The 22971-nt window shown below is 70.2% G+C and carries 19 protein-coding genes and 2 tRNA genes; 9 read left to right on the top strand and 12 right to left on the bottom strand.

Annotation, left to right across the window (positions count from 1 at the left end):
• Window position 1 precedes the first annotated feature (1 nt).
• Window positions 2-889: a LysR family transcriptional regulator gene (locus ACQPXM_RS14285; protein ID WP_432948643.1), complete on the top strand. Its 888-nt coding sequence runs from the start codon at window positions 2-4 to the stop codon at window positions 887-889.
• 48 nt (window positions 890-937) lie between these two features.
• Here ACQPXM_RS14285 and ACQPXM_RS14280 read toward each other — a convergent pair.
• A tRNA-Ile gene (locus ACQPXM_RS14280) sits at window positions 938-1011 on the bottom strand.
• 216 nt (window positions 1012-1227) lie between these two features.
• On the opposite strand from ACQPXM_RS14280, the gene ACQPXM_RS14275 reads away from it, so the two are divergent.
• Complete coding sequence (locus tag ACQPXM_RS14275) at window positions 1228-2130, top strand: sigma-70 family RNA polymerase sigma factor (RefSeq protein ID WP_432948641.1); 903 nt, start codon at window positions 1228-1230, stop codon at window positions 2128-2130.
• A gap of 1143 nt (window positions 2131-3273) precedes the next feature.
• Here the strand turns inward: ACQPXM_RS14275 and ACQPXM_RS14270 are convergent.
• A complete protein-coding gene (locus tag ACQPXM_RS14270) occupies window positions 3274-4020 on the bottom strand; it encodes a hypothetical protein (protein WP_432948639.1) in 747 nt (248 codons plus the stop codon).
• Window positions 4021-4396: 376 nt separating this feature from the next.
• On the opposite strand from ACQPXM_RS14270, the gene ACQPXM_RS14265 reads away from it, so the two are divergent.
• Both ACQPXM_RS14265 and ACQPXM_RS14260 read left to right on the top strand, forming a co-directional pair.
• Entirely contained in the window at window positions 4397-4831 is a 435-nt protein-coding gene (locus ACQPXM_RS14265) for a hypothetical protein (RefSeq protein ID WP_432948637.1), read from the top strand.
• 116 nt (window positions 4832-4947) lie between these two features.
• Window positions 4948-5020: transfer RNA gene (locus tag ACQPXM_RS14260), tRNA-Asn, on the top strand.
• Window positions 5021-5748: 728 nt separating this feature from the next.
• Here the strand turns inward: ACQPXM_RS14260 and ACQPXM_RS14255 are convergent.
• The 6 genes from ACQPXM_RS14255 to ACQPXM_RS14230 form a co-directional block, all read right to left on the bottom strand.
• Entirely contained in the window at window positions 5749-5889 is a 141-nt protein-coding gene (locus ACQPXM_RS14255; protein ID WP_432948635.1) for a hypothetical protein, read from the bottom strand.
• Between the two features lie 995 nt (window positions 5890-6884).
• Window positions 6885-8789, bottom strand: a complete 1905-nt coding sequence (gene dnaG, locus ACQPXM_RS14250) for a DNA primase (RefSeq protein WP_432948633.1) — start codon at window positions 8787-8789, stop codon at window positions 6885-6887.
• Window positions 8790-8999: 210 nt separating this feature from the next.
• Window positions 9000-10241: an NAD(P)/FAD-dependent oxidoreductase gene (locus ACQPXM_RS14245; RefSeq protein WP_432948631.1), complete on the bottom strand. Its 1242-nt coding sequence runs from the start codon at window positions 10239-10241 to the stop codon at window positions 9000-9002.
• A 55-nt stretch (window positions 10242-10296) separates the two neighbouring features.
• Complete coding sequence (locus tag ACQPXM_RS14240) at window positions 10297-11526, bottom strand: deoxyguanosinetriphosphate triphosphohydrolase (protein ID WP_432948629.1); 1230 nt, start codon at window positions 11524-11526, stop codon at window positions 10297-10299.
• Window positions 11527-11568: 42 nt separating this feature from the next.
• The gene (locus ACQPXM_RS14235; protein ID WP_432948627.1) at window positions 11569-11970 is read right to left on the bottom strand and encodes a nuclear transport factor 2 family protein; all 402 of its coding nucleotides are present in this window, start codon (window positions 11968-11970) and stop codon (window positions 11569-11571) included.
• A gap of 46 nt (window positions 11971-12016) precedes the next feature.
• Window positions 12017-12628, bottom strand: coding sequence for a dihydrofolate reductase family protein (locus tag ACQPXM_RS14230; RefSeq protein WP_432948625.1), 612 nt, complete (start codon window positions 12626-12628; stop codon window positions 12017-12019).
• A 73-nt stretch (window positions 12629-12701) separates the two neighbouring features.
• Here ACQPXM_RS14230 and ACQPXM_RS14225 point away from each other — a divergent pair, with 73 nt between their 5' ends.
• Window positions 12702-13250, top strand: coding sequence for a helix-turn-helix domain-containing protein (locus tag ACQPXM_RS14225; RefSeq protein ID WP_432948623.1), 549 nt, complete (start codon window positions 12702-12704; stop codon window positions 13248-13250).
• Window positions 13247-14521 carry an MFS transporter gene (locus ACQPXM_RS14220; protein WP_432948622.1) on the top strand — a complete coding sequence of 425 codons (1275 nt, stop codon included), beginning with the start codon at window positions 13247-13249 and terminating at the stop codon, window positions 14519-14521. Before ACQPXM_RS14225 ends, ACQPXM_RS14220 begins: the two co-directional genes overlap by 4 nt.
• Here ACQPXM_RS14220 and ACQPXM_RS14215 read toward each other — a convergent pair.
• Complete coding sequence (locus ACQPXM_RS14215; protein WP_432948620.1) at window positions 14486-15121, bottom strand: TetR/AcrR family transcriptional regulator; 636 nt, start codon at window positions 15119-15121, stop codon at window positions 14486-14488. The genes ACQPXM_RS14220 and ACQPXM_RS14215 overlap by 36 nt on opposite strands.
• Before the next feature lie 108 nt (window positions 15122-15229).
• On the opposite strand from ACQPXM_RS14215, the gene ACQPXM_RS14210 reads away from it, so the two are divergent.
• Entirely contained in the window at window positions 15230-15805 is a 576-nt protein-coding gene (locus ACQPXM_RS14210) for a TIGR03086 family metal-binding protein (protein ID WP_432948618.1), read from the top strand.
• On the top strand, window positions 15787-16653 hold the full coding sequence (locus ACQPXM_RS14205) for an alpha/beta hydrolase (RefSeq protein WP_432948616.1): 867 nt from the start codon (window positions 15787-15789) through the stop codon (window positions 16651-16653). The genes ACQPXM_RS14210 and ACQPXM_RS14205 overlap by 19 nt, the downstream gene beginning before the upstream one ends.
• Here the strand turns inward: ACQPXM_RS14205 and ACQPXM_RS14200 are convergent.
• Window positions 16618-18144: a helix-turn-helix domain-containing protein gene (locus tag ACQPXM_RS14200; protein WP_432948614.1), complete on the bottom strand. Its 1527-nt coding sequence runs from the start codon at window positions 18142-18144 to the stop codon at window positions 16618-16620. The two genes, ACQPXM_RS14205 and ACQPXM_RS14200, sit on opposite strands and share 36 nt — an antisense overlap.
• Before the next feature lie 155 nt (window positions 18145-18299).
• On the opposite strand from ACQPXM_RS14200, the gene ACQPXM_RS14195 reads away from it, so the two are divergent.
• Window positions 18300-19520, top strand: coding sequence for a hypothetical protein (locus ACQPXM_RS14195; RefSeq protein ID WP_432948612.1), 1221 nt, complete (start codon window positions 18300-18302; stop codon window positions 19518-19520).
• A 5-nt stretch (window positions 19521-19525) separates the two neighbouring features.
• On the opposite strand, the gene ACQPXM_RS14190 is transcribed toward ACQPXM_RS14195, so the two are convergent.
• A complete protein-coding gene (locus tag ACQPXM_RS14190) occupies window positions 19526-19807 on the bottom strand; it encodes a YciI family protein (RefSeq protein ID WP_432948610.1) in 282 nt (93 codons plus the stop codon).
• A gap of 400 nt (window positions 19808-20207) precedes the next feature.
• Window positions 20208-22874 (bottom strand): pyruvate, phosphate dikinase, encoded by a 2667-nt coding sequence (gene ppdK / locus ACQPXM_RS14185; protein WP_432948608.1) that lies wholly within the window; start codon window positions 22872-22874, stop codon window positions 20208-20210.
• Between the last annotated feature and the right edge of the window lie 97 nt (window positions 22875-22971).

The raw sequence follows: 22971 nt of genomic DNA, 5'->3' as shown, positions 1-22971 counted from the left end.
CATGGATCTGGACCTGCGCAAATTGCGCTACTTCCTCGCCGTCGCCGACCGGTTGCACTTCGGTCGCGCCGCGGAAGAGCTGCACATCGCGCAGCCGGCACTCAGCCGCCAGATTCGCGCGCTGGAACAAGATCTCGGCGCCTCGCTGTTCACCAGGAATCGCCACGGAGTGGTGCTGACCGACGCCGGCCGCCAACTGCTGACCGACGCCGGTCCACTGCTCGCCTCCGCGGACGCGGTCCGCCGCCGGGTGACCGTCGCCGCCCACGGCAGCCGGCGACTGGCGGTCGGCTTCCGCACCGGCATCCCGGTCATCCCAGCGGCCCAGGTGTTCGAGGCCCGCCATCCGGACGTGGTCGTGGACGTGCAGCGGATCGAATGGGACGACCAGGCTCCGATGCTGCTCGACGGCCGCATCGACGTCGGCTACGTACGACTGCCCATCGAAGAGACCGGCCTGCGCGTTGTTCCGCTGTACGCCGAGCCGCTCATGGTGGTGCTGCCCGCAAGCCACCGGTTGGCCGGCAAGGAGGAGGTCACCGAGGCCGACCTGGCCGGTGAACCGCTGGTCTGGCACGCCGGCCCCAGCACGCACCCCACCAGGCGCCCGCACCCCGACTCCGGACTCCGGGTGCGCGACGTGGAGGAGAAACTCGAGCACGTCGCGGCCGGCCGCGGCATCTCCTTCGTGGCGCGTTCGGAGACGCTGTTCTACTCACGTCCGGACATCAGCTACGTCCCCATCCCGGAACTCGCGCGCGATCAGGTGTGCATCGCGATGGCGGCATCGCGCAACTCGCCGGTGGCCGAGGACTTCTTCACCGCGGCGCAAGCGACAGCCGAGATCACGGCCGAGTGTGGGAACTACAGGGCCTCTTCAGGCGATTGAGCCCGAAGCTGCTGCTGGTCCGCCGAACCTGACCTGCGGTTCGTACGGTGGGGCGGGTGGGGCTCGAACCCACGACCCAGGGATTATGAGTCCCCTGCTCTGACCGGCTGAGCTACCGCCCCCGGCGCCTGGTCGGCGCTTGTCGGGAGATCGTATCTGGTGGGCTCCGGATCGTCGGCGCCGGAGGATACCTCGGTGGGCCGCTTGGATCTTGGCGCTTATCCACAGACACAGGGTTACTGCGAGGTTACTTCGCGTAGTTGTCCACTGATTGCAGATCGGCCCGTTCTGGCGTGCTGAATCGCGGCACCATCCCTTCAAGAGAGAGGGGAGAAACGATGGCCGAGATGGACTGCGATGCCGCTGACGTGACCGGGCTGGTCGCCTACCTGCGGGACCTCGGGCGGCACGAGCTGCTGAGCCCGGAAGAGGTGTACGAGCTGTCGACGTGGATCGAGGCCGGCGTACTGGCTGCCGACGAGCTGTCCCGGGCGGCCCCGACGACGGACCGTGCCGAGCTGGACCGCCGTGCCGAGCTCGCCGCGGTCGCCGAGCTGGGTCGGGCCGCTCGGCGACGCATGATCGAGGGGAACCTCCGTCTGGTCGTGAACCTGGCCAAGCGGTACGGCGGCAAGGGCTTGTCGCTGCTCGACTTGATCCAGGAGGGCAACATCGGCCTGATCCGGGCCGTCGAGCGCTTCGACCACAAGCTCGGCCACCGCTTCTCGACGTACGCGATCTGGTGGATCCGCCAGGCGCTGGGGCGAGCGATCTCCGACCGCTCACGGCTCATCCGCATGCCCGCTCAGGCGTACGTCGACGCCGGTCGCGTGGCCACCGTCCACCGCGAACTCATCCAGCGCCTCGAACGAGAACCCACCACCGAAGAGCTCGCCCAGGCCGCGTCGCTCACCGTCGCCCGCGTCGAACGAGCCCAAGCCTGGAAACTCCGCCCCGCCTCACTGGACATCAACGAAACCGACCAGATCGTCGACGACGAACACCTACTCCACCGCGCCGCCCTGACCCGAGACCTGCACTGCCAGCTGGAGCACCTGGACGACCTGAAACAGGACGTCCTTCGCCTCCGCTACGGGCTCCACAGCACGTCCCCTTCCACCTTGGAGGAAACCGCTGAACGACTCTGCCTTCCACCTGCCAAGGTTCGGGCTCTCGAGTTGGAGGCTCTCCGGTACCTGCGGCATGCGCCTGGGCTGAGGGAGTACGCCAACTCGACCTGATGCCGCCCTTACCTGTGTGCGGATCTTTTCCACGGGCGAGGCCGCTCCTTGGCCAGGCTCGCCGAGTGTGATCTCGCCGTGGAGAGGCCGCTCTGAGCTGCTGCTGCCCTCGGGGTACGCCGCGCGCTTGCACCTGCCGAACGCCGATTTGTCGGCATTGACAAGTCGGCGAGCCGGCGCAGCTCGAGTCGCGGGTACGAGCCCGTGGTCCGCGAGCCGCCCTAACGCGTGGGCCGTGGCCGAGGGCAGGTGATCGCGCGTGCCGCCTGCGGATCGAGGCTCTGCCGCGCCCCACTCCGCGCGTCGCTCGGCCGCGGTCCGAACCTCGGAGGGTCGACGCTGGTGGCGGCCGGGACTGCGCGAACCCCGCGTGAACGCCGGCGGGGTGGATCTGGGCGCGGGCTAAAGCCTGGCTGGGGCGGAGCCCAGGCTGACCTGGGCTGACCTGGGCAGACCGGGGCTGAGCTGAGGTGAGTTGGGCTGGGCTGCGCTGGGCGAGCTGGCCTGCGCGGGCTGGGTTGGGCTGGGTTGGGCTGGACTCGACGGAGCTGGGCTGGGCTGCCTGGGCTGGGCGGAGCTGGCCTGGGCGGGCCTGGCCTGGGCGGGCCTGGGCAGGCCTAGGCGGGCTGGGTGCGCTGGGCGAGCTGGCCTGGGCGGGCTCGGCTGACCCGCGCCGGGCTGGGCTGACCTGCGCTGCGCTGAGCTGGGTGGGTTGACCTGCGCTGCGCTGGGCTCGGCTGGGGCTGACCTGCGCCGGGCTGGGCCGGGCTGACCTGCGCTGGGCTGGGCTGGGCTGGGCTGGGCTGGGTGGAGTCTGGCTTGGGCGGGCGCCGTCCCAGCCTGTCGCGTACGTCTCGTTGTCGTCGGCAACCGCGGCGAGGGCACGTGCGCCGCGGACAGATCGGACGGATCACCTTCGCCGGTGGAGCCTGCGGCGGGCGGGTGGATTGCGGGGCTGATTGGTGCTCAGCAGCAAGAGGCCGCGGTCGTACGCATCCGCAGGCAGGTTGCTCGTTCGCCGCCGATCGTACGCATCCGCAGCCGGGGTGCTCGTTCGCCGCGGTCGTGCAGGTCCGCGGTGGGGGCGCTCGTCGGCTGCCGCCAGATGCTGCCGCGACCGTCGTCGACGGTCCGGGCGGTGGGTCAGATGTCGTAGATGCCCTTGATGTCGCGGCCGAAGGTGCCTTCCGGGGTTTCTACTTCGAGGTAGTAGAACTCCTCGGTGACCGGGTGGGCGTTGAGGTAGGCGAGGGCTTGGGCGCGGTCGGTGGCGCGGTAGGCCTCGTAGGTGGCGATCTGGCCGTCGCTGGTTCGGCGCATGACTTTTTCGATGAACTCGAGGACGAGGGTGGGGTCGGGCTCGACGGTGTCGGGGAGGAGGACGTGTTCGTCGATCAGGGCTTGGAGGCGGGCTTGGGCTTCGTCGTCGGGGGCTGAGGCGAGCAGGGTTTGCAGGGCCTGTTCGGCTGGTTCGCGACCCAGGCGGAGGGATTCGGTGCTGGGGGCGCCGAAGGTCATCGTGTGGCCGCGGATCTCGTCGCGCAGGATCAGGACGGTTCGTTCGCAGGCGGTGTCGGCCTGGATGTCCCAGAGGGCGGCGCCCGCGGCGGCTCGTACGGCGGGGTCGAGGTCGACCAGGCGGTCGACCAGTTCCTCGATCTCGGCGACGGTCGCGGTGCTGGGCGTCGGGCCTTGCTGGATGGCGGCTAGGCGGACGGCCGGGTCCGGGTGGTTGAGGTAGCCGATGATCATTCGGACCCGGTCGTTGTCTGCGACACCGTTGAACAGCCGCTGCACGTCTGGCTGGGCTGGTAGGTCGATGGTGTCGCCGGCGCCCAGGCCGTAGCGGTCCGGCACGGAGATGGTCTTCTGTCGCCGGAAGAGTCGCATACGTCTCAACTTAGGGTTCGGCGCCGAGTGTCGCCAATCACTGGTTGGTTTCGGCCTTCCGTGTGGGGGGCTGCGGAGGCTGTCAGAGTTGCCTCTGCGCTGAGGTAACCGCAGTGCTTGCGACCGGGCAGCCGAGGGATTAGCGCGGCGAAGGCGGTGAGCGTTCACGCGGCGCGGACGGTGAACATTCGCGCGGCGCGGGCGGGTGAGGCACTGCGCGAGGGCGTCGGGTTGGCGATGGAGACCGGGCGGCGGGGCGGTTGGCGTGGGCTGCGACGATGGAGGCGTGTTCAAACTTCGGCGTTCGGTATGGCCCTCTGAGCTGGTCGAGGCGGTTCGGGTTGCCGCTGGCGGGCGGGACGACATCCTCGCGGCGGTGCAGTTGACCGACGGGGCCTGGGTGGCGGGCACTCGGTCGGCGGTCTATCTGCCGGAGGGCGACAAGGTTCGCCGGGTGGGGTGGGAGGAGATCGAGCGGGCGGCGTGGAACTCCGAGGAGTCGGTGCTGCACGTGTACGAGACGACCGCATTCGGGACGCCGTTGCGGTCGACGGATCTGGCGGTGGACGACCCGGGGCGGTTCGGGCAGTTGCTGCGGGAGCGGGTGGACGCGAGCATCGTCGTACAGCGGCACGTGCCGCTCGCGGGCAAGAAGGGCGTGCGGATCGTCGGCCGGCGGAACCCGGCGACGACGGACGCTCCGATCGCCTGGAACTTCGTTCTGGACAAGGGATTGTCGCCGGATCAGCCGGGGCTGATCGAGCGGGCCGAGGCGGCGTTGCAGGGTGTCCGCGAGGAGTTCGGAGTCTGACGCGGAAGGCGGTTCGGGCCGGCGATCGGGGCGGGCGAATCCCGTTTTTGTAGTTCGGCCGGAGCCTGCTAACCTAATCCGGTCCTCGGGGATCGGGGACAACGCAAGACCACCGATCCCGCGTAGCTCAATTGGCAGAGCAGCCGGCTGTTAACCGGCAGGTTACTGGTTCGAGTCCAGTCGCGGGAGCAACAAACGATCGACCGGTTCCGACTTCGGAATCGGTCTTTTTGTTGCCCGTACGCCGGTGCGCCGGTCGGCGATGAGCTGGCCGTGCACAAGCCGGTTCTGGAACGACTCGCCCGCAGTCGGACTCCGCGGGCACATCGGCGACTGCTCCTCAACGGGCTGGCCCGAGTCGGAGTGGGAGGAACCGGCCGAGTCGTACGGGGTTGATGTTGGGCGCCCCCACCCGGACCCGGTTGATGCCGGGCGTCCCGGCTGGACCGGGTTGGTGCTAGGCGCGCTCCGCCGGATCATGTTGATGCCGGGTGCCACGGCTGGGCCGGGTTGGTGCGGGGCGTTCGAGCCAGAGGTCATGCGGGGCGCATCGGCCGGGGCGCGTTGAGGCGGCGCACCGCCGGGCCGCGTTGGGGTAGCCCGGCTGAACCAGGTCGGTGCTGGGCGCTCCACCCAACCCGGTTGATGCCAGGTCCCACGGCTGGACCGGGTTGGTGCGGGGCGTTCGATCCAGAGGTCATGCGGGCGCATCGGCCGAACTGCGTTGGGGCGGGCGCGTCGGCCGGCCCGCCTCGAGGCGGGGCGGTCCAGCGGACTGGGTTGATGCGGGACGTTGGAGCTCAACCGCGTTGATGGGATTGCAGCCGGACCGCGTTGAGGCGGGGCGATTGGGCGGGTCTGGGGGCGTGAGTTCGGGCGCCCCGTCGCTCGGGGCGACGGGGCGATGACAAACTGGGTCAACTGTTGTTCTTGCGGCGCTCCAGGGCACGCTGGATGCGGTGTTGGGGTTGCCCGGTCAGCTTGGCGATCAGAGGGACGCGGTACTTGAATGCCGCGACGGCGCCCACGATCAGCACCAGCAGGATGAACCAGCCCATCGAATTTCTCCTTCGGTCGGACCTGGACTCCATCATCCCCTGCCGGTGGTGAGAAGCACTGGGTCAAACCCCTGAGACAGCCCTGGTTTCCATCCGGGGACTGCCTCCCGCCGAGGACGGCGGGAGGGCTGGAGGCCGGGAGGGCGCAGGCCGGGACGCCAGAGATCGGGAGGCCAGAGGCTGGAAGACCCACTGGGCCGGGGGCTGGAAGGCCCGGAGGGCCGGACGCCGGGAGGCTCGGGCGCCGGGCGGCGGCACGGGACGCCGGGAGCGCGGGAGCACTGGTGCGCAGGAACGCGGGAACGCGGGAGGCCCCGAGGGATCGGAGGGCCGGAGGGCCGGACGCCACAAGGCTCACAGAAGGGCGCCGGGCGGAGGCCCGGGAGCGCTGGTGCGCGCGAGCGCAGGAGCGCATGTGCACTGGTGCGCGGGAGCGCAGGAGCGCATGTGCACTGGTGCGCGGGAGCGCAGGAGCGCATGTTCACTGGTGCGCGGGAGCGCGGGTACACGGGAGCGCGGGCACGCGGGAGCGCGGGAGCGCGGGAGCGCGGGAACACTGGTGCGCGGGAGCGCGGGAACACTGGTGCGCGGGAGCGCGGGAACACTGGTGCGCGGGAGCGCGGGAACACTGGTGCGCGGGAGCGCGGGAACACTGGTGCGCGGGAGCGCGGGAACACTGGTGCGCGGGAGCGCGGGAACACTGGTGCGCGGGAGCGCGGGAACACTGGTGCGCGGGAGCGCGGGAACACTGGTGCGCGGGAGCGCGGGAACACTGGTGCGCGGGAGCGCGGGAACACTGGTGCGCGGGAGCGCGGGAGCGCGGGAGCGTCCGATCCTCCAGGCCCGGAGGATCGGAGCCCCGGACGCAGGGCGCGCCGGACGGCTCGCTCGAAGGCCCGGCGACGAGCGCTCAAAGTCCTACCGAAGAGCCTCCGCCGCATCCCGTCGAAGGCTGCCCGGAGGCCGCCGGAGGGCGACCCGCCGCGAAGCCGGCCTTACAACGCCCCGGAGATCGCCTGTTCCCTCAGCTCAGTCCGGTACTGCTCCAACGCAATGAGCTCGCCGAACATCCGGTTGTACTCATCGGCCTTGTCGATCGGATTAGTGCGCTGGAGTTTCGACTTGAGGTCGGCGATTCGGCGTAGGCAGGTGAGTTCTTGCAGGCGCGCGAGATGGGCCCGGGCGGAGCGTTCGTCGGGCTCGCGGCCCAACCGGAGGCCCTCCACGGCCAAAGCGGAGACGACCGCGGCGGCCGGGTCGTTGCCCATGGCATCGCGGACGGCGACCACCCAGGCTTCGCCGGGGGCCGCCTGGGAGGGGCCGCCTACCTTGGCCATCGCGGCGCGGACGGCGGCCAGCCAGGGGTGGGTGAAGTCGTGGTCGTCGAGTTCGTCGAAGGCGGCGCCGACCAGGGCCGGGTACTGCATCGCGAGCTTCAGGACGTCCCACTCCATCAGGAAGCGCGGCTCGCGGGGGGACGGCAGGTTCTGGCGGGGAGGCGGTGGCGCCTCGGTCTGTACGACGACCGGCGTGCGATCGGGCGCGCCGCCCCGAGCCGGCGCCGGGCGCGACGCGGCGCGGTGGACCTCGGCGCGGACCTGGTCGACCTCCATGCCCAGCAGGCCGGCGAGTTCGCGGGTGAACGCGTCGACCTTCGACCGGTCGCGGATGCTCACCACCAGGTGGGCGGCGTCGCGCAGGGCGTCGATCCGGGTGTCGGCGCGGTCGAGGTCGTACTTCGACAGTCGGTCGGTCAGCACGAACCGGTACAGCGGCACGCGCCGGCCGATCAGTTCGCGGACCGCCGCGTCGCCCTTCTGCAGCCGCAGGTCGCACGGGTCCAGCCCGTCGGGCTCGACCGCGACGTACGTCTGCGCCGCGAACGCCTGGTCACCCTCGAACGCCTTGACCGCGGCACGCTGTCCGGCCGAGTCGCCGTCGAAGGTGAAGATCACCTCGCCACGGAACTGGTCGTGGTCGAGCAGCAACTGCCGCAGCACCCGCGCGTGGTCCTCACCGAACGACGTACCGCACGTCGCCACCGCGGTCTGTACGCCGGCCAGATGGCAGGCCATCACGTCTGTGTAGCCCTCGACGACAACCGCCTGCTTGCCCTTCGCGATCTCCCGCCGGGCCAGGTCCACGCCGTACAGGACCTTGGACTTCTTGTAGATCACCGTCTCCGGCGTGTTCAGGTACTTGGCCTCGATCTTGTCGTCGTCGAACAGCCGGCGCGCGCCGAAGCCGATGACGTCCGAACTCGCGTCGCGGATCGGCCACATCAGCCGCCCGCGGAACCGGTCGTACAGCCCGCGCGCGCCCTCGGCGCACAGTCCCGACGCGACCAGCTCGGCGTTGCTGAAGCCTCGGCCGCGCAGGTGCGCGACCAACTGCTCGCCACCGCGCGGCGAGAACCCGACCCCGAAGTGCGCCGCGGCGTCGCGGTCGAAGCCGCGCTTGTCCAGGAACTGCCGGCCCAACGTCGCCTCGGGCGCACCGAACAGCAGTTCCGAGTAGAACTCCGCCGCGACTTTGTGCGCCTCGACCAGACGCGGCCGCTGGTTGCTCTGCGACTTCGGCATCGGCGCGCCGGACTCGTCGTAGCGCAGCTGGATGCCGACCTTCGCGGCCAGCGTCTCGACCGCCTCGTGGAAGCTGATCTGGTCGATCTTCTGGATGAAGTCGATCACGTCGCCGCCCTCTTGGCAGCCGAAGCAGTAGAAGAACCCCCGGGCCGGGGTCACGTTGAACGACGGCGACTTCTCGTCGTGGAACGGGCACAGGCCCTTCAGCGATCCACCACCGGCGTTCTTCAAGGTCACGTACGAGCCGACGATCTCGTCGATCCGCGCCCGCTCGCGCACCAGCGCGATGTCCTCGTCCTTGATCCTGCCTGCCACGCGGCGAGTCTACGGGGACGCGCTAGCCGCCCGCTGCCCCGCCCGAGCCCCGGCTCGCACGACCGACCACCGGGCTGCCCGGGCACCGGCCGCCGGGCGACCCGAGCACCGGCCGCCGGGCGACCCGAGCACCGGCTCGCACGACCAGCCCCGTCGTACCCGACCCGGCTCGGCAGGGACCCGCACCCGCCGAGCCGGGTCAGCTTTGGTTTAGACCTCGCCGAGCTCGACCGACGGATCGGCGAGCTTGTCCGCGTCGACCGTCCGGCCCGAGCGGATGAGGTCCTGGATGCCGTCGATCGCACCCCAGGTGTTCACGTGCATGCCGGCCAGCACGTGCCGGTCGTCGTCCAGCCAGAACGCGAGATAGGCGCCGGAGGCCGGGTCGCCGCGCAGCACCACCTGGTACGACGTACCGCGCGGAACATCACCGGCGTACTCCATGCCCAGGTCGTACTGGTCGGTGAAGAAGAACGGGATCGCGTCGTGCGCGACATCCTGGCCGAGCATCGCCTTCGCGGCCGCGGCGCCACTGTCCTTCGCGTTCGACCAGTGCTCGACGCGGACCGGCCGCCCGAGCAGCGGGTGCTGCCAGCGGACCACGTCACCGGCCGCGAAGACCCCCGGGGCCGACGTCTTCAGGTCGGGACCGGTGACGATGCCCGAGCCGGCCTCGCGCGGCGCGACCTCGATCCCGGCCTCGGCGGCGAGTTCGGTGTTCGGCTGGACGCCGACGCCGACCACCACCAGATCGGCCGGAACCACCTCGCCGGACGACGTGCGCACGCCGGTCACCTTGCCGTTGCCCTCGAAGCCCTCGACACCCGTGCCGAAAAGCAGGCGAACGCCGTGCTGCCGGTGCATATCGGCGAACAACTCCCCCACCTGCTCCCCCAGCACCGATGCGAGCGCGGTGGACTGCGGCTCGATCACGGTCACCTCGCAGCCGCGTTCCCGCGCGGCCGAGGCGGACTCCAGGCCGATCCACCCCGCGCCGACGACGACCACGCGCGGCTTCGCGGCGTACGCGTCGGTGAGCGCCTGGGAATCGCCCGCGGTGCGCAGGTAGTGGATGCCGGACAGGTCGCCGCCCGGTACGTCGAGGCGACGCACGCGTGAGCCGGTCGCGATCAGCAGTTCGTCGTACGGCGTGGTCTGGCCGTCGTCGGTCGTGACGGTCTTCGCGCCGGTGTCGAGCGCGGTCACGGTCGTGCCGAGCCGCAGGTCGATCGAGTGGTCGTCGTACCACTGCTGGTCGTGCAGCTGCGCCGAGACGGGCTCGTCCTTACCGAGCAGCACCGCCTTGGACAGCGGCGGTCGCTCGTACGGCAACTCGGTCTCACTGCCGATCAGGACCAGCTCCCCGGTGAAGCCCTCCGACCGCAGAGTCTCCGCCGCCGAGGCTCCGGCCAAGCTGGCTCCGACGACAACGATCCGCTGTGCATCCGTCATGCCACGAGATTAGACCTTTATCGCCCCGACCGGTCGGGGCGAAGCGGCGGGCCGGTCAGCTCGTGAGCGCGGCGTGCCAGGCCTGGGCCGACGGGTCGGTGAGCGACGCGACCTGGTCGATCACCACGCGCAGCCGGCTGGCGTCGTCAGGCGCTGCCTTGTAGTCCGCCGCGAAGGGGGCGTCGAGATTGGCGGGCGCCTTGTCGACCAGCGCCTCGACCAGCTCGGTGAGCAACTCGCGCTGAATGGCGCGGCGGCGCTGGAGCTCCGGGGAGTTCAGCACGTGCCACATACCGATGCCCTTGAGCAGCGCGATCTCGGCGCGCGTGCCGTCGGGGACGACCAGGTCGGCGTCGTACCGGACCAGGCGGGAGCGCCGGCCGAACCGCGAATGAGTGGCCTGCTCGGCAGCCGTGCAGAACCGGCCGATCAGCTGGCTGGTCATGTCCTTGAGGCCGCCGAGCGCCCGGCGGCTGTCGTCGAACGGGCCGGTCGGCCAGTACGGCAGGATGGTGAGCCGCTGCCACGCCTCGTCGAGCTGCGCGTCGGAGGCGTCGGGCAGGTAGGTCTCCCGCACGGTCTGCCAGTACGGCGCCCGGTCGGCGCCGACCCGGTCCAGATCGATGCTGTGAGCAACGATCCCGTCCTCGACGTCGTGCACCGAGTACGCGACGTCGTCGGCGAAGTCCATCACCTGGGCCTCCAGGCACCGCTGGTCGCCCAGGTCCTGGCGGAGCCACTCGAAGACGGTCAGGTCGTCGTCGTACACGCCGAACTTGCGCACGCCCTCGCGCCGCGGCCAGGGGTATTTGGTCGCGGCGTCGAGGGTCGCGCGGCTCAGGTTGAGCCCGGCGCTGCGGCCGTCGGCGGCGAAGGTCTTGGACTCCAGCCGGGTGAGCAGCCGCAAGGTCTGCGCGTTGCCCTCGAACCCGCCGATGTCCGCGGCGAGCTGGTCGAGCGCGCGTTCGCCGTTGTGCCCGAACGGTGGATGGCCGAGGTCGTGCGCCAGGCAGGCGGCGTCGACGATGTCAGGATCGCAGCCGAGCGTGCCAGCCAGCTCGCGGCCGATCTGGGCGACCTCGAGGCTGTGCGTCAGCCGGTTGCGAACGAAGTCGTCGCTGCCGGCCGTCGCCACCTGGGTCTTGGCCGCCAGGCGGCGCAGGCCGGCGCTGTGCAGCACGCGCGCCCGGTCCCGCGCGAACGCCGTGCGCCCGGGCCGTTTGACCGGCTCGGGCACCCACCGCTCGGCGTCGTGCTCGTCGTAGCCCTCGGACTGCTTCCTCATCACCCCTCAAACTACTGGGCGGCACCGACATTCAGGTGAACATCAGCCCCAACCGCCCTGCACCATCGTCTGAAACTTCCACTCCCCGCCGGTCTTGAGCAGCAGGTCGCCGTACCGGATCGGCGTGCTCTGGCCCTGGTACGTCATCGTGCCGTCGCTGATCACGAAGACCAGCGAGTCGGACAGGAAGTGCGGCGTCCGGGTGGTCTCCAGCTTCACGTCGTCGGCACCGCCCATCACCTGTGCCATCTGGGCCACGTACGCCGCCCGGTCGGTCTGGGCCGCCGAGGCGTTGCCCTTGCCGTCGTCGGTGACCTCGTTCAGCGGGAAGACGGCGACGTCGGCCATCGCCTCGTAGTCACGCGCCGCGGCCAGCGCGTCGTACTTGTCGAACCAGGCCAGCACGCTCGCGACGTCGTCCTCGGTCGGCACGTATCCAGGCATTCGAGAGCTCCTCACATCGGTGAACTCCGTACACTGTACCCGGTTTCTACAAGGTGCAGTACCGCAGCCACACGACACCGCCTTCGAACACCTCGACATTGGCCAGTCCGAGGTCGAGCCGACCGGTGAAACCGCCCTGCCAGCGCGGGCCGGAGCCGACCACCACCGGGTGCACGAGCAGGCTGAGCTCGTCGACCAGTCCGAGCTCGAGCAATACGCCGAGCAGCGTGCCGCCGGTGTCGACGCGGACCACTCGCGCGTCGTAGGACTTGCCGAGCTGCTGGAGTACGTCGTCCAGATCCACCCGGTCGTAGCCGGTGATCAACTCGCGCGTCCGGCTGTCCGGCGGCCGGGCCGGCGTCTGGTCGGCGTACAGGGCGAGTACATCGGACCAGTGGCCGACGTCGCGCAGGCGATCCCACTCGCGGACGCGCGCCCGGCTGTCGACAACGGCGAGCAACGGGCCGGCCTCCCGCGGCCCGGGCAGCGGCGCCGAGCGCAGCACTGCTTCCTGGGCGAGGATCGTGTCCGCGCCGACGAGCGTGACGTCCTCCTGCCACAGCGTCGCCATCGCGTAGAACCGCGCCAGGTCGACGTCGAACCCGGCCGTCACGCCGTCGACGGAGACCGCCAGATGACCCACCACATGTGGCCGCATACCCCAGACGCTAGAGACGGCCACCGACACTTTCACACTTGCAGAGATCTCTCTGCAGAGTATGCTCTGCATCATGCGAAGGATCACCGCCCGGAGTCTGCGCGGCCTGGCCCACCCCCTGCGGATGACCATGCTCGAGGCGCTCGAGCTGGACGGTCCGGCGACGTCCAGCACGCTCGCGCAGCGCCTCGGCGAGAACACCGGCACGATCAGCTGGCACCTTCGGCTGCTCGCCGAGCACGGCTACATCGAGGAGGACACCGAGCGCGGCACCAAGCGCGAGCGGTGGTGGCGAGTTCCGCAGGAGCCGACGGTGCTGAATCCGGCGGAGTTCCGCGACGACCCCGAGACCAGCGGGGCACTGCGCGTCTACCTGCAGCACCTCGTGCAGCGGTACTACGCGCGAGTGCAGGCGTACGTCGACCAGAACTGGCCCGGCGAGTGGCAGCACGCGGCCGCCCTCTCGGACTGGCGCGACCTGCGCCTCAGCCCCGACCAGCTCACCGCCCTGAACGACGAGATCGCCGCTGTGATCGACCGCTACAGCAAGATCGAGCCCGGCCAGGACGCGAAGCCGGTGATCGTGCAACTCCAGTCCTTCCCGAGAACCACCGAACCATGAGCCTGCTCCGGCGCCACCGCGACTTCCGCCTGCTCTGGACCGGCGAGACCACCAGCCGGTTCGGCACCGCGGTCTCCGGCGTCGCGATCCCGCTGGTCGCCATCTCGTTGCTCGACGCAACCACCTTCCAGGTCGGCCTGCTGACCGCCTTCGCCTGGCTGCCCTGGCTGGTGATCGGCCTCCCGGTCGGCGCCTGGGTCGACCGGCTCCCCCGCCGCCCGATCATGCTCGCCGCCGCCGCGGCGTCGTTCGCGCTGATCGCCTCGGTCCCGTTGATGTCGGCCGCCGGAATCCTCACGGTCCACCTCCTCCTGGCAGCGGTCGCCCTGACCGGCGTCGCGGCCGTGCTGTTCCAAACCGCCTACACCGCTTACCTCCCGACGCTCATCGCCTCCGCAGACCATGCCGAGGGCAACGCCAAGCTGCACGGCAGCGCCTCGGCCGCCCAGATCGCCGGCGCCGGGTGCGGCGGCCTGATCATCCAGCTGGCCGGACCGGTCAACGGCCTGCTCGTCGACGCCGCCACGTTTCTCATCGCCCTCGCCTGCCTCGCAGCGATCCACCACCGCGAACCACCCCGTACGCCGGCCCGCCGAGCGCAAGCCGGTCCCACGATCGCCGCCGAGATCGCCGACGGTCTGCGCCTGGTCGCGCGCGACGTCTGGCTGCGCACGCTGACGATCTTCGGCGCCGTCTCGAACCTCGCCCTGATGGGCTACCAGTCGATCGCCGTCGTCTTCCTCGTCCGCGAGGTCGGCCTCAGCGCCGGCACCGTCGGCGCCCTGATCGCCGCGGCCGGCAGCGGCGGCATCGCCGGCGCCTTCGCGGCCCGGCGCCTGATGCGCCGAGTCGGCAGCGCCCGCGCCATCCTGATCGCCGAACTCGGCCTGCCGACCTTCGCGCTGCTCATCCCGTTGAGCACGGTGAGCCCGTGGTTCTACCTGGCCGGCGCGTTCGGCGTCGGTGTCGGCGTCGTCGCCGGCAACGTCGTCAAAGCCACCTTTTACCAGGCCTACTGCCCACCGGACCTGCTCGGCCGCCTCACCGCGACGTCGTCGTTCGTCAACTACGGCACGATCCCGGTCGGCGCCCTGCTCGGCGGCACGCTCGGCGAACTGCTCGGCCTCACCCCAGCCCTCTGGATCACCACCGCGGGCATCCCGCTCGCGGGCCTCGTACTGCTCTGCTCTCCCATCCGCCGCCGCCGAGACCTCCCCGAAAGCCGGCAGGAGGTCTCACCAGGGCAGGGCAGTCCCAGCCGGCGCGGCTGATTCCAGTCGGCTGCGGATCGACCGCCGAGCCTGGCCGTAGATCGTGTCGTGGTCGTCGCGGAGCAGGGACGCGAGGTTGGCCGAGTCGTAGAAGGCGTTCAACTCGAAAGCCAGCGGCGCCGGATCGCCGGTCAACTCCCCCAGCTCGACCGCTTCGGCAACGGTCCGCTCGATCAACGCCATCCACTCCGCGTTGACCTCGGCCAGATAGTCCCGTACGACGCCGGGCCGGGCGCCGAACTCGTGCGAGGTCTTGGCGAAGAAGCAGCCGCCCGGAAAGACCCGGCGCCGCGAATAGTCGAGCCAGCTCTCGCTCAGCGCCCAGACGCGCGCCAGACCAGGCGGTACGGCGAAAGCGGGCGCGACCACCGCCTCGGCGTAGATCCGGCGGGCGGCGCGAATCGTGGCGAGCTGCAGCTCCTCCTTGGAGCCGAAGTGCGCGAACAGCCCGCTCTTGCTGATCTCCAGGTCCTTGGCGAGCCGGCCGATCGAAAGCCCTTCGAGCCCGTCGACCGACGCGATGTCGACCGCCCGGCGCAGCACGGCCCGGCGGGTCTGGTCACCACGGACCAGCCGACCGTCGACGCGGGTCGTCTCCATCGTCACCGTCTCCCTTCGACGTGCGGCGATCCTAATGCCGTTGACGCACGACCCCTTCAGAACTAATAATACGATCGTTCGTATACTTTACAGCGGATCGAGGAGAATGTGACCGACCCCAGAGCTCTGGACGCAGCGGCCGCGGCCGTCTGCCTGGCGGTGGTGGCCCAGGTCCGCCCCGACCAGCTCGACCTCCCCACCCCGTGCACGGACTGGTCGCTCGGCGAGTTGCTCGCCCACCAGGTGGCGGAAAACCGGGGATTCGCGGCCAACGTGATCAATCCGCCCGGCGCGATCAACCGCGAGATCTGGCAGCCCGGGCGTGCGGAGACCGCGCTGGAATCGTTCGCCGAGTCGGTGAACCTGGTGACCGGCGCGTTCCGGATCGCCGACCTGGACGCGGCGGTGGAGGTCCGCGAGTTCGGCGTGTTCCCGGCCCGGGCGGCGATCGCGATGCACTTCGTCGACTACCTCGCGCACAGCTGGGACATCGCGCGGGCGATCGGGCTCGACGATCCGATCCCGCCGCACCTGGCGGAGGCGGCGATCCCGTACGCCGAACAGATTCCGGCCGACCGGCCACCCGGCAGCGCCTTCGCGCCGGCGGTGGACACGAACGGAACGGCGTCGGACCGATTCCTCGGCCTGACTGGAAGAGATCCTCGATGGGAAGCCGCGCTGTGATGACCCGAGCAGTGGGTGCGGGACTGCGGATGATCGAAGCACTCTCACCCCAGGCGGCAGGGCGGCTGGCGTTCGAGCTGTGGCGCCGTCCGTTGCGCCGCGGCAAGGTCCGTCCCTCCGAGCAGGCCGTGCACGCGGCAGCGCGGGTCGAAGTGGTCGACGGCGTGGTGACGTACGCGTGGGGCGACGGCACAAGACCCGTCCTGCTCGTGCACGGCTGGCGATCGCGAGCTTCCCGGTTCGCCGCCTTCGTCGAGCGGCTGGTCGAACTCGGCTACAGCCCGGTCTCGTACGACGCGCCGGGCCACGGCGACACCCCGGGCCGGGCGGGCACGATCCTCGGCCACGAGCGGATCATCCAGCGCCTCGGCTCCCGGTACGGCGCCTTCGAGGGCGTGATCGCGCACTCGATGGGTGTGCCGTTCGTGCTCTACGCGCTGCGCGACGACAAGCTGAGCGCCGAGCGGATCGTCGTGATCAGCGGCTTCGCCGAGTTCAGCTACCTGGCCGACGCGTTCTGCCGGGCGCTCGGGCTCGGCGCGCGGACCAACCAGGCGTTGCGCCGGCAGGTCGAGCGCAAGCTGTTCGCGGGCGATCCGGAGATCTGGACGAAGTTCTCCGTCGTGCCGGGCAGGTCCGAGCTGTTGTCGATCCACAACGACGAGGACGACGTGGTCGATCCGGCCCAGGCACCGATGCTGCTGGCGTCGTACGGGCCGAAGGCGCGGTTCCGGCAGACGAACGGCCTCGGCCACCGCCGGATCATGGTCGATCCGGACGTGGTCACCGAGGCCGTCGCCTTCGTCACTGGGTCAGATGTCGCGGAACGTCTCGATCTGGGCGCCTAGCGAGTTCAGCCGGGTGGCCAGGTCCTCGTAGCCGCGGTTGATCACGTAGACCGAGCGCAGCACCGAGGTGCCCTTGGCCGCCATCATCGCGATCAGCGTGACCACGGCCGGGCGCAGGGCCGGCGGGCACATGATCTCGGCGCCGGAGAAGTGCGTCGGCCCCTCGACCATCACCCGGTGCGGGTCGAGCAGCTTGACCCGGCCGCCGAGCTTGTTCAGGTCGGTCAGGTAGATCGCGCGGTTCTCGTAGACCCAGTCGTGAATCAGCGTCTGCCCGGTCGCCGTGGCCGCGATCACCGCGAAGAACGGCAGGTTGTCGATGTTCAGCCCCGGGAACGGCATCGGGTGGATCTTGTCGATCGGCGCGTGCAGCGTGGACGGCCGGGTGGTCAGGTCGACCAGCCGGGTCCGGCCGTTCTCGGCCAGGTATTCCTTGGAGCGGCTGTAGTCCAGGCCCATCTCCTCCAGCAGCGCCAGCTCGATCTCCAGGAACTCCACCGGCGCGCGCCGGATGGTGATCTCCGAGCCGGTCACGATCGCGGCGGTGAGCAGGCTCATCGCCTCGATCGGGTCTTCCGAGGGCGCGTAGTCGACGTCGACGTCGATCTCCGGCCGGCCGTGCACGGTCAGCGTGGTCGAGCCGACGCCGTCGATCCGCACCCCGAGCAGGTCGAGGTAGAAGCACAGGTCCTGCACCATGTAGTTGGACGAGGCGTTGCGGATCACCGTGACGCCGTCGTGCCGGGCGGCGGCCATGATCGCGTTCTCGGTCACCGTGTCGCCGCGCTCGGTCAGCACGATCGGCTTGCCCGGCGCGATCGCCCGGTTCACCACCGCGTGGTACTCCCCCGCGGTCGCCTTGATCTCCAGCCCGAACGGGCGCAGCGCCGACATGTGCGGCTCGACGGTCCGGGTGCCGAGGTCGCAGCCACCGGCGTACGGCAGCGCGAAGGTGTCCTCGCGGTGCAGCAGCGGGCCGAGGAACATGATGATGCTGCGGGTCCGGCGGGCCGCCTCGGCGTCCATCCCGGCCAGGTTCAGGTGCTCCGGCGGCACGATCTCCAGGTCGCCGGCGTCGTTCAGCCAGGTGGTCCGGACGCCGATCGAGTTCAGCACCTCGAGCAGCCGGTTGACCTCCTCGATCCGGGCCACCTTGCGCAGTGTGGTCCGGCCCTTGTTCAGCAGGCTGGCGCACAGCAGCGCGACGCCGGCGTTCTTGCTGGACTTGACGTCGATCGATCCGGACAGCTGCCGTCCACCGGCCACGCGGAGGTGGACCGGACCGCCACCGAGAGAGACAATTTCGGAGTCGAGTGCCTCGCCGATCCGGGCGAGCATCTCGAGAGTGAGGTTCTGATGACCCTTTTCGATCCGGTTCACGGCACTTTGGCTGGTGCCGAGCACGTCGGCGAGCTGGGTCTGCGTCCAGCCGCGGTGCTTGCGGGCGTCCCGGATCAGGTTGCCGATCCGGCTCAGGTAGTCAACAGTCATGCGCCGGACCATATCTCACATGTGAGATACCACCTCGCCGACCCGCCGTTCCGAGCGTAGCCGATGTCACGACGCACCGACCGGCCGACCCGGCTGGAACCGGTGCCGCCTACAGTTAGCGCCACCCCGCCGCCGCCCTCGGAGAGGACCAGCAGATGCCCGACGACGTCAGCACCGCCGCAGGTGTGACCGAGTTCGAGGCCGAGTCCTGGCCTCTGGACGCCGCCGCCGAGGGCCTGGCCCAGGTGATCGACGGCTTCCAGAACGGCGACACCCGTCCGCTGGTGATCGGCGACGGCGACCAGCCGGTGCTGGTCGTGCTGGCGATCGCCGACCTGGCCGACTTCCGGGCGCGGATCGCCGAGCTGCTCGGCAACCCGGTGGACGCCGGCTGGCTGCGCTACTACCTGCGCTCGAACTTCGACATGAGCTCCGAGACGCTGGTCGAGCTGCTCGGCGTCGACACCGACCACGGACTCAGCTCGCTGGCCAGCCAGGTGAACGTCGAGCAGGCCGCGGTGCTGCTGCCCGACCACGTGCGCCGGACCGAGGCCGGTGGCAACCCGCTGATGCTGATCGGCGACGGCATGCTCGCGACCGCCGCGCTGATCGCGTTCCCGGCCTTCGCCGTACTGCTGGCGATGGACGGCGGCGGCAAGGCCGAGGACGACTCCTGCGCGCACGACGACGAGGAGAAGCCGACCACCCCGCTGGAGGTGCTGGCCGAGCGGCTCGGGCCGATCTCGACCCAGATCGTCGCCCAGATCAACGCCGGCCGCGAGCCGGGTCTGCCGCGCTACGACCTGCACTTCGAGGACGACCTGGTCGAGCACCTGCGCGATCTGGAGGAGCGGGCCCAGAAGGCCCCGAACGGTGGCGCGCACGAGGAGCTGTCGGGGCTGCTGCACCAGTTCGACGAGATGCGCAGCGGGCTGGCGACCGACACCAACGAGGAACTGCAGGAAGCGCCGTACCTGGAGATCGACGATCTGGCCGCGGCGCTGCCCCAGGTCCGCGACAGCTTCCGCGACGGCGCCGACGACCCGTACCTGGTCGGCGTCGACGGGCATCCGCTGGCCGGACTGATCTCCTACGACCTGTACGAGCTGCTGCAGCAGGTCTCCGTCGACCTGGACGGCACCGACGACGCGCCGGTGCTGCCGCTACCGAAGCCGCACTGGGAGAGCGGGCCGGAGCTGGTCCCGTTCGAGGCCGCGCTCGAGGTCTGCGGCGCCGTGCTCGAGGACATCAAGAGCGGGCAGGGCACGCTGCTGTTCATCGAGGACGAGGGCGGCGAGCCGGAGCTGGTGCTCGGACCGCTCAGCTGGTTCTGGGCGTACGTCGACCACCTCGACCTGGAAGGCGCGGAGGCTTAGGGCCGTCAGCCGCCGAGCGGGAACAGCGGCTGCCACTCCTTGAGGCTGGCGATCTGGTAGACGTCGGCCGGCGTGTAGGGGTCCTTGGCCAGGATCTCGCGCAGCTCGGCCTCGTCGGCCACGTCGTACACCAGCAGCGCGCCGGTCTGGTCGCCGAACGGGCCGGCGGCCACGAGCTTGCCGGACTCCTTCAACGAGGTCAGGTACTCCCGATGGGCCGGGCGCACCTGCAGGCGCCGCTCGGTGTCGGACTCGTCGAAGCTCAGCTGCACAGCGAAGAGGGCCATGCCGAAACCCTATAAGAAAAAGGGATTTGGTGCGGGAAGGGAATCACGAGCCGCCACAGCGGCTGGTTCGAGTCGAACCCGAAAGTCGACGTGTGATGCCCTTCCCGCCCGGCCATCTTGGACTGCCGGATCAGGCCCGCGCAAGGGGTTGGTCACGACGAATTGCTGCAGTCAGTAGAGTCAGGTAACGCTCAGTGACCGAACCGCCGGCCGCGTCGGCAATGGCCTGGATACAGCTGTACAGACCGTCACGCGCCTGCTCTGTCAAGGCCCGATGACCCGAGTACGACGACAGCTGCTCGCGACTCCCGCCGCCCCCTGCGAGCATGGCCAGGGCATCGGCGCGGGCTGGGAGTTGGCCCCGCGGCCCGCCCGGTACGACGCCCGGGCGGGCGGGTGCTCAGTCCAGCGCGGCGCGCCCGGCCTCCAGGCGCGCGACCGGGATGCGGAACGGCGAGCAGGACACGTAGTCCAGGCCGACCTCGTGGAAGAAGTGGATGCTGTCCGGGTCGCCGCCGTGCTCGCCGCAGATGCCGAGCTTCAGGTCCGGACGGGTGGCCCGGCCGCGCTCGACGCCGGTCCGCACCAGGCTGCCGACGCCCTCGCGGTCGATCGACTCGAACGGGGACACCGCGAAGATGCCCTTCTCCAGGTAGCGGGAGAAGAACGAGCCCTCGACGTCGTCGCGGCTGAAGCCCCAGGTGGTCTGGGTCAGGTCGTTGGTGCCGAAGGAGAAGAAGTCGGCCGCCTCGGCGATCTGGTCCGCGATCACCGCGGCCCGCGGCAGCTCGATCATCGTGCCGATCGGAGTCGCCCATTCCACCCCGGACGCTTCGGCGACCTCGTTCAGCACGCCCTCGACCTCGTCGCGGGCCAACTGCAGTTCCTGGATCGCACCGACCAGCGGGATCATGATCTCCGGCCGCGGAGCCTTGCCCTGCTTGCGCAGTTCGGCCGCCGCCGAGGCGATCGCGCGGACCTGCATCGCGAACAGGCCGGGGATCATCAGTCCGAGCCGTACGCCGCGCAGTCCGAGCATCGGGTTCTGCTCGTGCAGCCGCTCGACCGCGGCCAGCAGCTTCACGTCGTGCCCCGGCTCCTCGCCGCGCTCCTTGGCCAGCGCGACCTTCACCGCGAGGTCCTCCATCGAGGGCAGGAACTCGTGCAGCGGCGGATCGATCAGCCGGATCGTCACCGGCAGCCCGTCCATCGCGTCGAGCAGCTCGAGGAAGTCGCCGCGCTGCAACGGCTCCAGCTCGGCCAGCGCCGCGTCCCGTTCGGCGTCGGTCTCGGCCAGGATCAGCCGCTCCACCGACTCCCGCCGCTCGCCGAGGAACATGTGCTCGGTCCGGCACAGACCGATGCCCTGGGCACCGAACCGGCGGGCCCGGGCCGCGTCGTCCGCGGTGTCGGCGTTCGTCCGGACGCCGAGCCGGCGGATCTCGTCGGCGTGGCTGATCAGCCGGTGCACGGCCTCGACCAGCTCGTCGCCGGAGTCCGGCGCGAGCGAACCCTCGAAGTACCGCACGACCGGCGACGGCACGACCGGTACCTCGCCGAGGAACACCTCGCCGGTGGTGCCGTCGATCGAGATCACCTCACCCGGGCCGATCGACGTACCGTTCACGCTGATCGTCTCCCCGGACGCGCTGACGTCGAGCTCCTCGGCGCCGCAGACACAGGTCTTGCCCATACCGCGCGCGACCACGGCCGCGTGCGAGGTCTTGCCGCCGCGGCTGGTCAGGATGCCCTGGGCGGCGATCATGCCGTGCAGGTCGTCGGGGTTGGTCTCCCGCCGGACCAGGATCACCTTCTCGCCGCGCTCGGCGGCGGCGACGGCGGCAGCGGAGGTGAAGACCACCGTGCCGGAGGCCGCGCCCGGGGAGGCGCCGATCGCCTTGGTCAGCAGCTTCTTGTCCGCGTCGGAGTCGAACCGCGGGAACATCAGCTGTGCGAGCTGCGCGCCCTTGACCCGCTGCAGCGCCTCGTCGATGTCGATCACGCCCTCGTCGACCAGGCTGGTCGCGATCCGGAACGCCGCCGCGGCGGTGCGCTTGCCGACCCGGGTCTGCAGCATCCACAGCTTGCCGCGCTCGACGGTGAACTCGATGTCGCACAGGTCGCGGTAGTGGCCTTCGAGCGTGGCCATGATCCGCATCAGGTCGTCGTACGACGTCTTGTCGATCTGCTCGAGATCGGCCAGCGGGACCGTGTTGCGGATGCCGGCCACGACGTCCTCGCCCTGCGCGTTCTGCAGGTAGTCGCCGTACACGCCGGGCTGGCCGCTGGACGGGTCGCGGGTGAACGCGACGCCGGTACCGGAGTCCATGCCGAGGTTGCCGAACACCATCGAGCAGATGTTCACCGCGGTGCCGAGGTCGGTCGCGATCCGCTCCTGACGGCGGTAGAGGATGGCGCGCTCGGAGTTCCACGAGCCGAACACGGCCTCGATCGCCAGGTCCATCTGCTCGCGCGGGTCCTGCGGGAAGTCCCGGCCGGTGTGGTCGCGCACCGCGGCCTTGAAGGTTTCGACCAGAGCCTTGAGGTCGTCGGCGTCCAGGTCGAGGTCACTGCGCGCGCCCTTGGCCTGCTTGGCCGCGTCGAGCGCGTCCTCGAAGACGTCACCTTCCATGCCCAGCACGGTTTTGCCGAACATCTGGATCAGTCGCCGGTAGGCGTCCCAGGCGAACCGCGGGTTGCCGGACTGGTGGGCGAGACCGTTCACCGAGTCGTCGTTCAGCCCGACGTTGAGCACGGTCTCCATCATCCCGGGCATCGACACCGCGGCACCGGAACGGACCGAGACCAGCAGCGGGTCGTCGGCCTGACCGAGCTTCTTGCCCATCTTCTGCTGCAGCGCGTCGATGTGATGGTCGATCTCTTCGGCCAGCTCCGCGGGCACCGAGCCGGTGGCCAGATAGACCTTGCACGCCTCGGCGGAGATGGTGAAGCCGGGCGGCACCGGCAGACCGAGATTGGTCATCTCGGCCAGGTTCGCCCCCTTCCCCCCGAGCAACTCCTTCATGTCTTTGTTGCCTTCGGAGAAGTCGTAGACGAGTTTCGGCACAGTCACTCCCAGGTGATCGAGCGATGCGGTGAACGGTCGCGGCGGTGGCCGCTGGCCTGTCCGACTCCGGTGGCGGGGGCGTCTTTTCAGGGTAAGC

The sequence above is a fragment of the Kribbella sp. CA-253562 genome, assembly GCF_050942265.1.
Classification (GTDB): domain Bacteria; phylum Actinomycetota; class Actinomycetes; order Propionibacteriales; family Kribbellaceae; genus Kribbella.
This window is presented reverse-complemented; position numbering and strand designations above follow the sequence as displayed.

Coding starts and splice junctions, on each gene's coding strand:
- ACQPXM_RS14285 (WP_432948643.1), top strand. CDS start 2: ATGGATCTGGACCTGCGCAAATTGCGCTACTTCCTCGCCGTCGCCGAC.
- ACQPXM_RS14275 (WP_432948641.1), top strand. CDS start 1,228: ATGGCCGAGATGGACTGCGATGCCGCTGACGTGACCGGGCTGGTCGCC.
- ACQPXM_RS14270 (WP_432948639.1), bottom strand. CDS start 4,020: ATGCGACTCTTCCGGCGACAGAAGACCATCTCCGTGCCGGACCGCTAC.
- ACQPXM_RS14255 (WP_432948635.1), bottom strand. CDS start 5,889: ATGGGCTGGTTCATCCTGCTGGTGCTGATCGTGGGCGCCGTCGCGGCA.
- ACQPXM_RS14245 (WP_432948631.1), bottom strand. CDS start 10,241: ATGACGGATGCACAGCGGATCGTTGTCGTCGGAGCCAGCTTGGCCGGA.
- ACQPXM_RS14240 (WP_432948629.1), bottom strand. CDS start 11,526: ATGAGGAAGCAGTCCGAGGGCTACGACGAGCACGACGCCGAGCGGTGG.
- ACQPXM_RS14235 (WP_432948627.1), bottom strand. CDS start 11,970: ATGCCTGGATACGTGCCGACCGAGGACGACGTCGCGAGCGTGCTGGCC.
- ACQPXM_RS14230 (WP_432948625.1), bottom strand. CDS start 12,628: ATGCGGCCACATGTGGTGGGTCATCTGGCGGTCTCCGTCGACGGCGTG.
- ACQPXM_RS14225 (WP_432948623.1), top strand. CDS start 12,702: ATGCGAAGGATCACCGCCCGGAGTCTGCGCGGCCTGGCCCACCCCCTG.
- ACQPXM_RS14220 (WP_432948622.1), top strand. CDS start 13,247: ATGAGCCTGCTCCGGCGCCACCGCGACTTCCGCCTGCTCTGGACCGGC.
- ACQPXM_RS14215 (WP_432948620.1), bottom strand. CDS start 15,121: ATGGAGACGACCCGCGTCGACGGTCGGCTGGTCCGTGGTGACCAGACC.
- ACQPXM_RS14205 (WP_432948616.1), top strand. CDS start 15,787: ATGGGAAGCCGCGCTGTGATGACCCGAGCAGTGGGTGCGGGACTGCGG.
- ACQPXM_RS14200 (WP_432948614.1), bottom strand. CDS start 18,144: ATGACTGTTGACTACCTGAGCCGGATCGGCAACCTGATCCGGGACGCC.
- ACQPXM_RS14195 (WP_432948612.1), top strand. CDS start 18,300: ATGCCCGACGACGTCAGCACCGCCGCAGGTGTGACCGAGTTCGAGGCC.
- ACQPXM_RS14190 (WP_432948610.1), bottom strand. CDS start 19,807: ATGGCCCTCTTCGCTGTGCAGCTGAGCTTCGACGAGTCCGACACCGAG.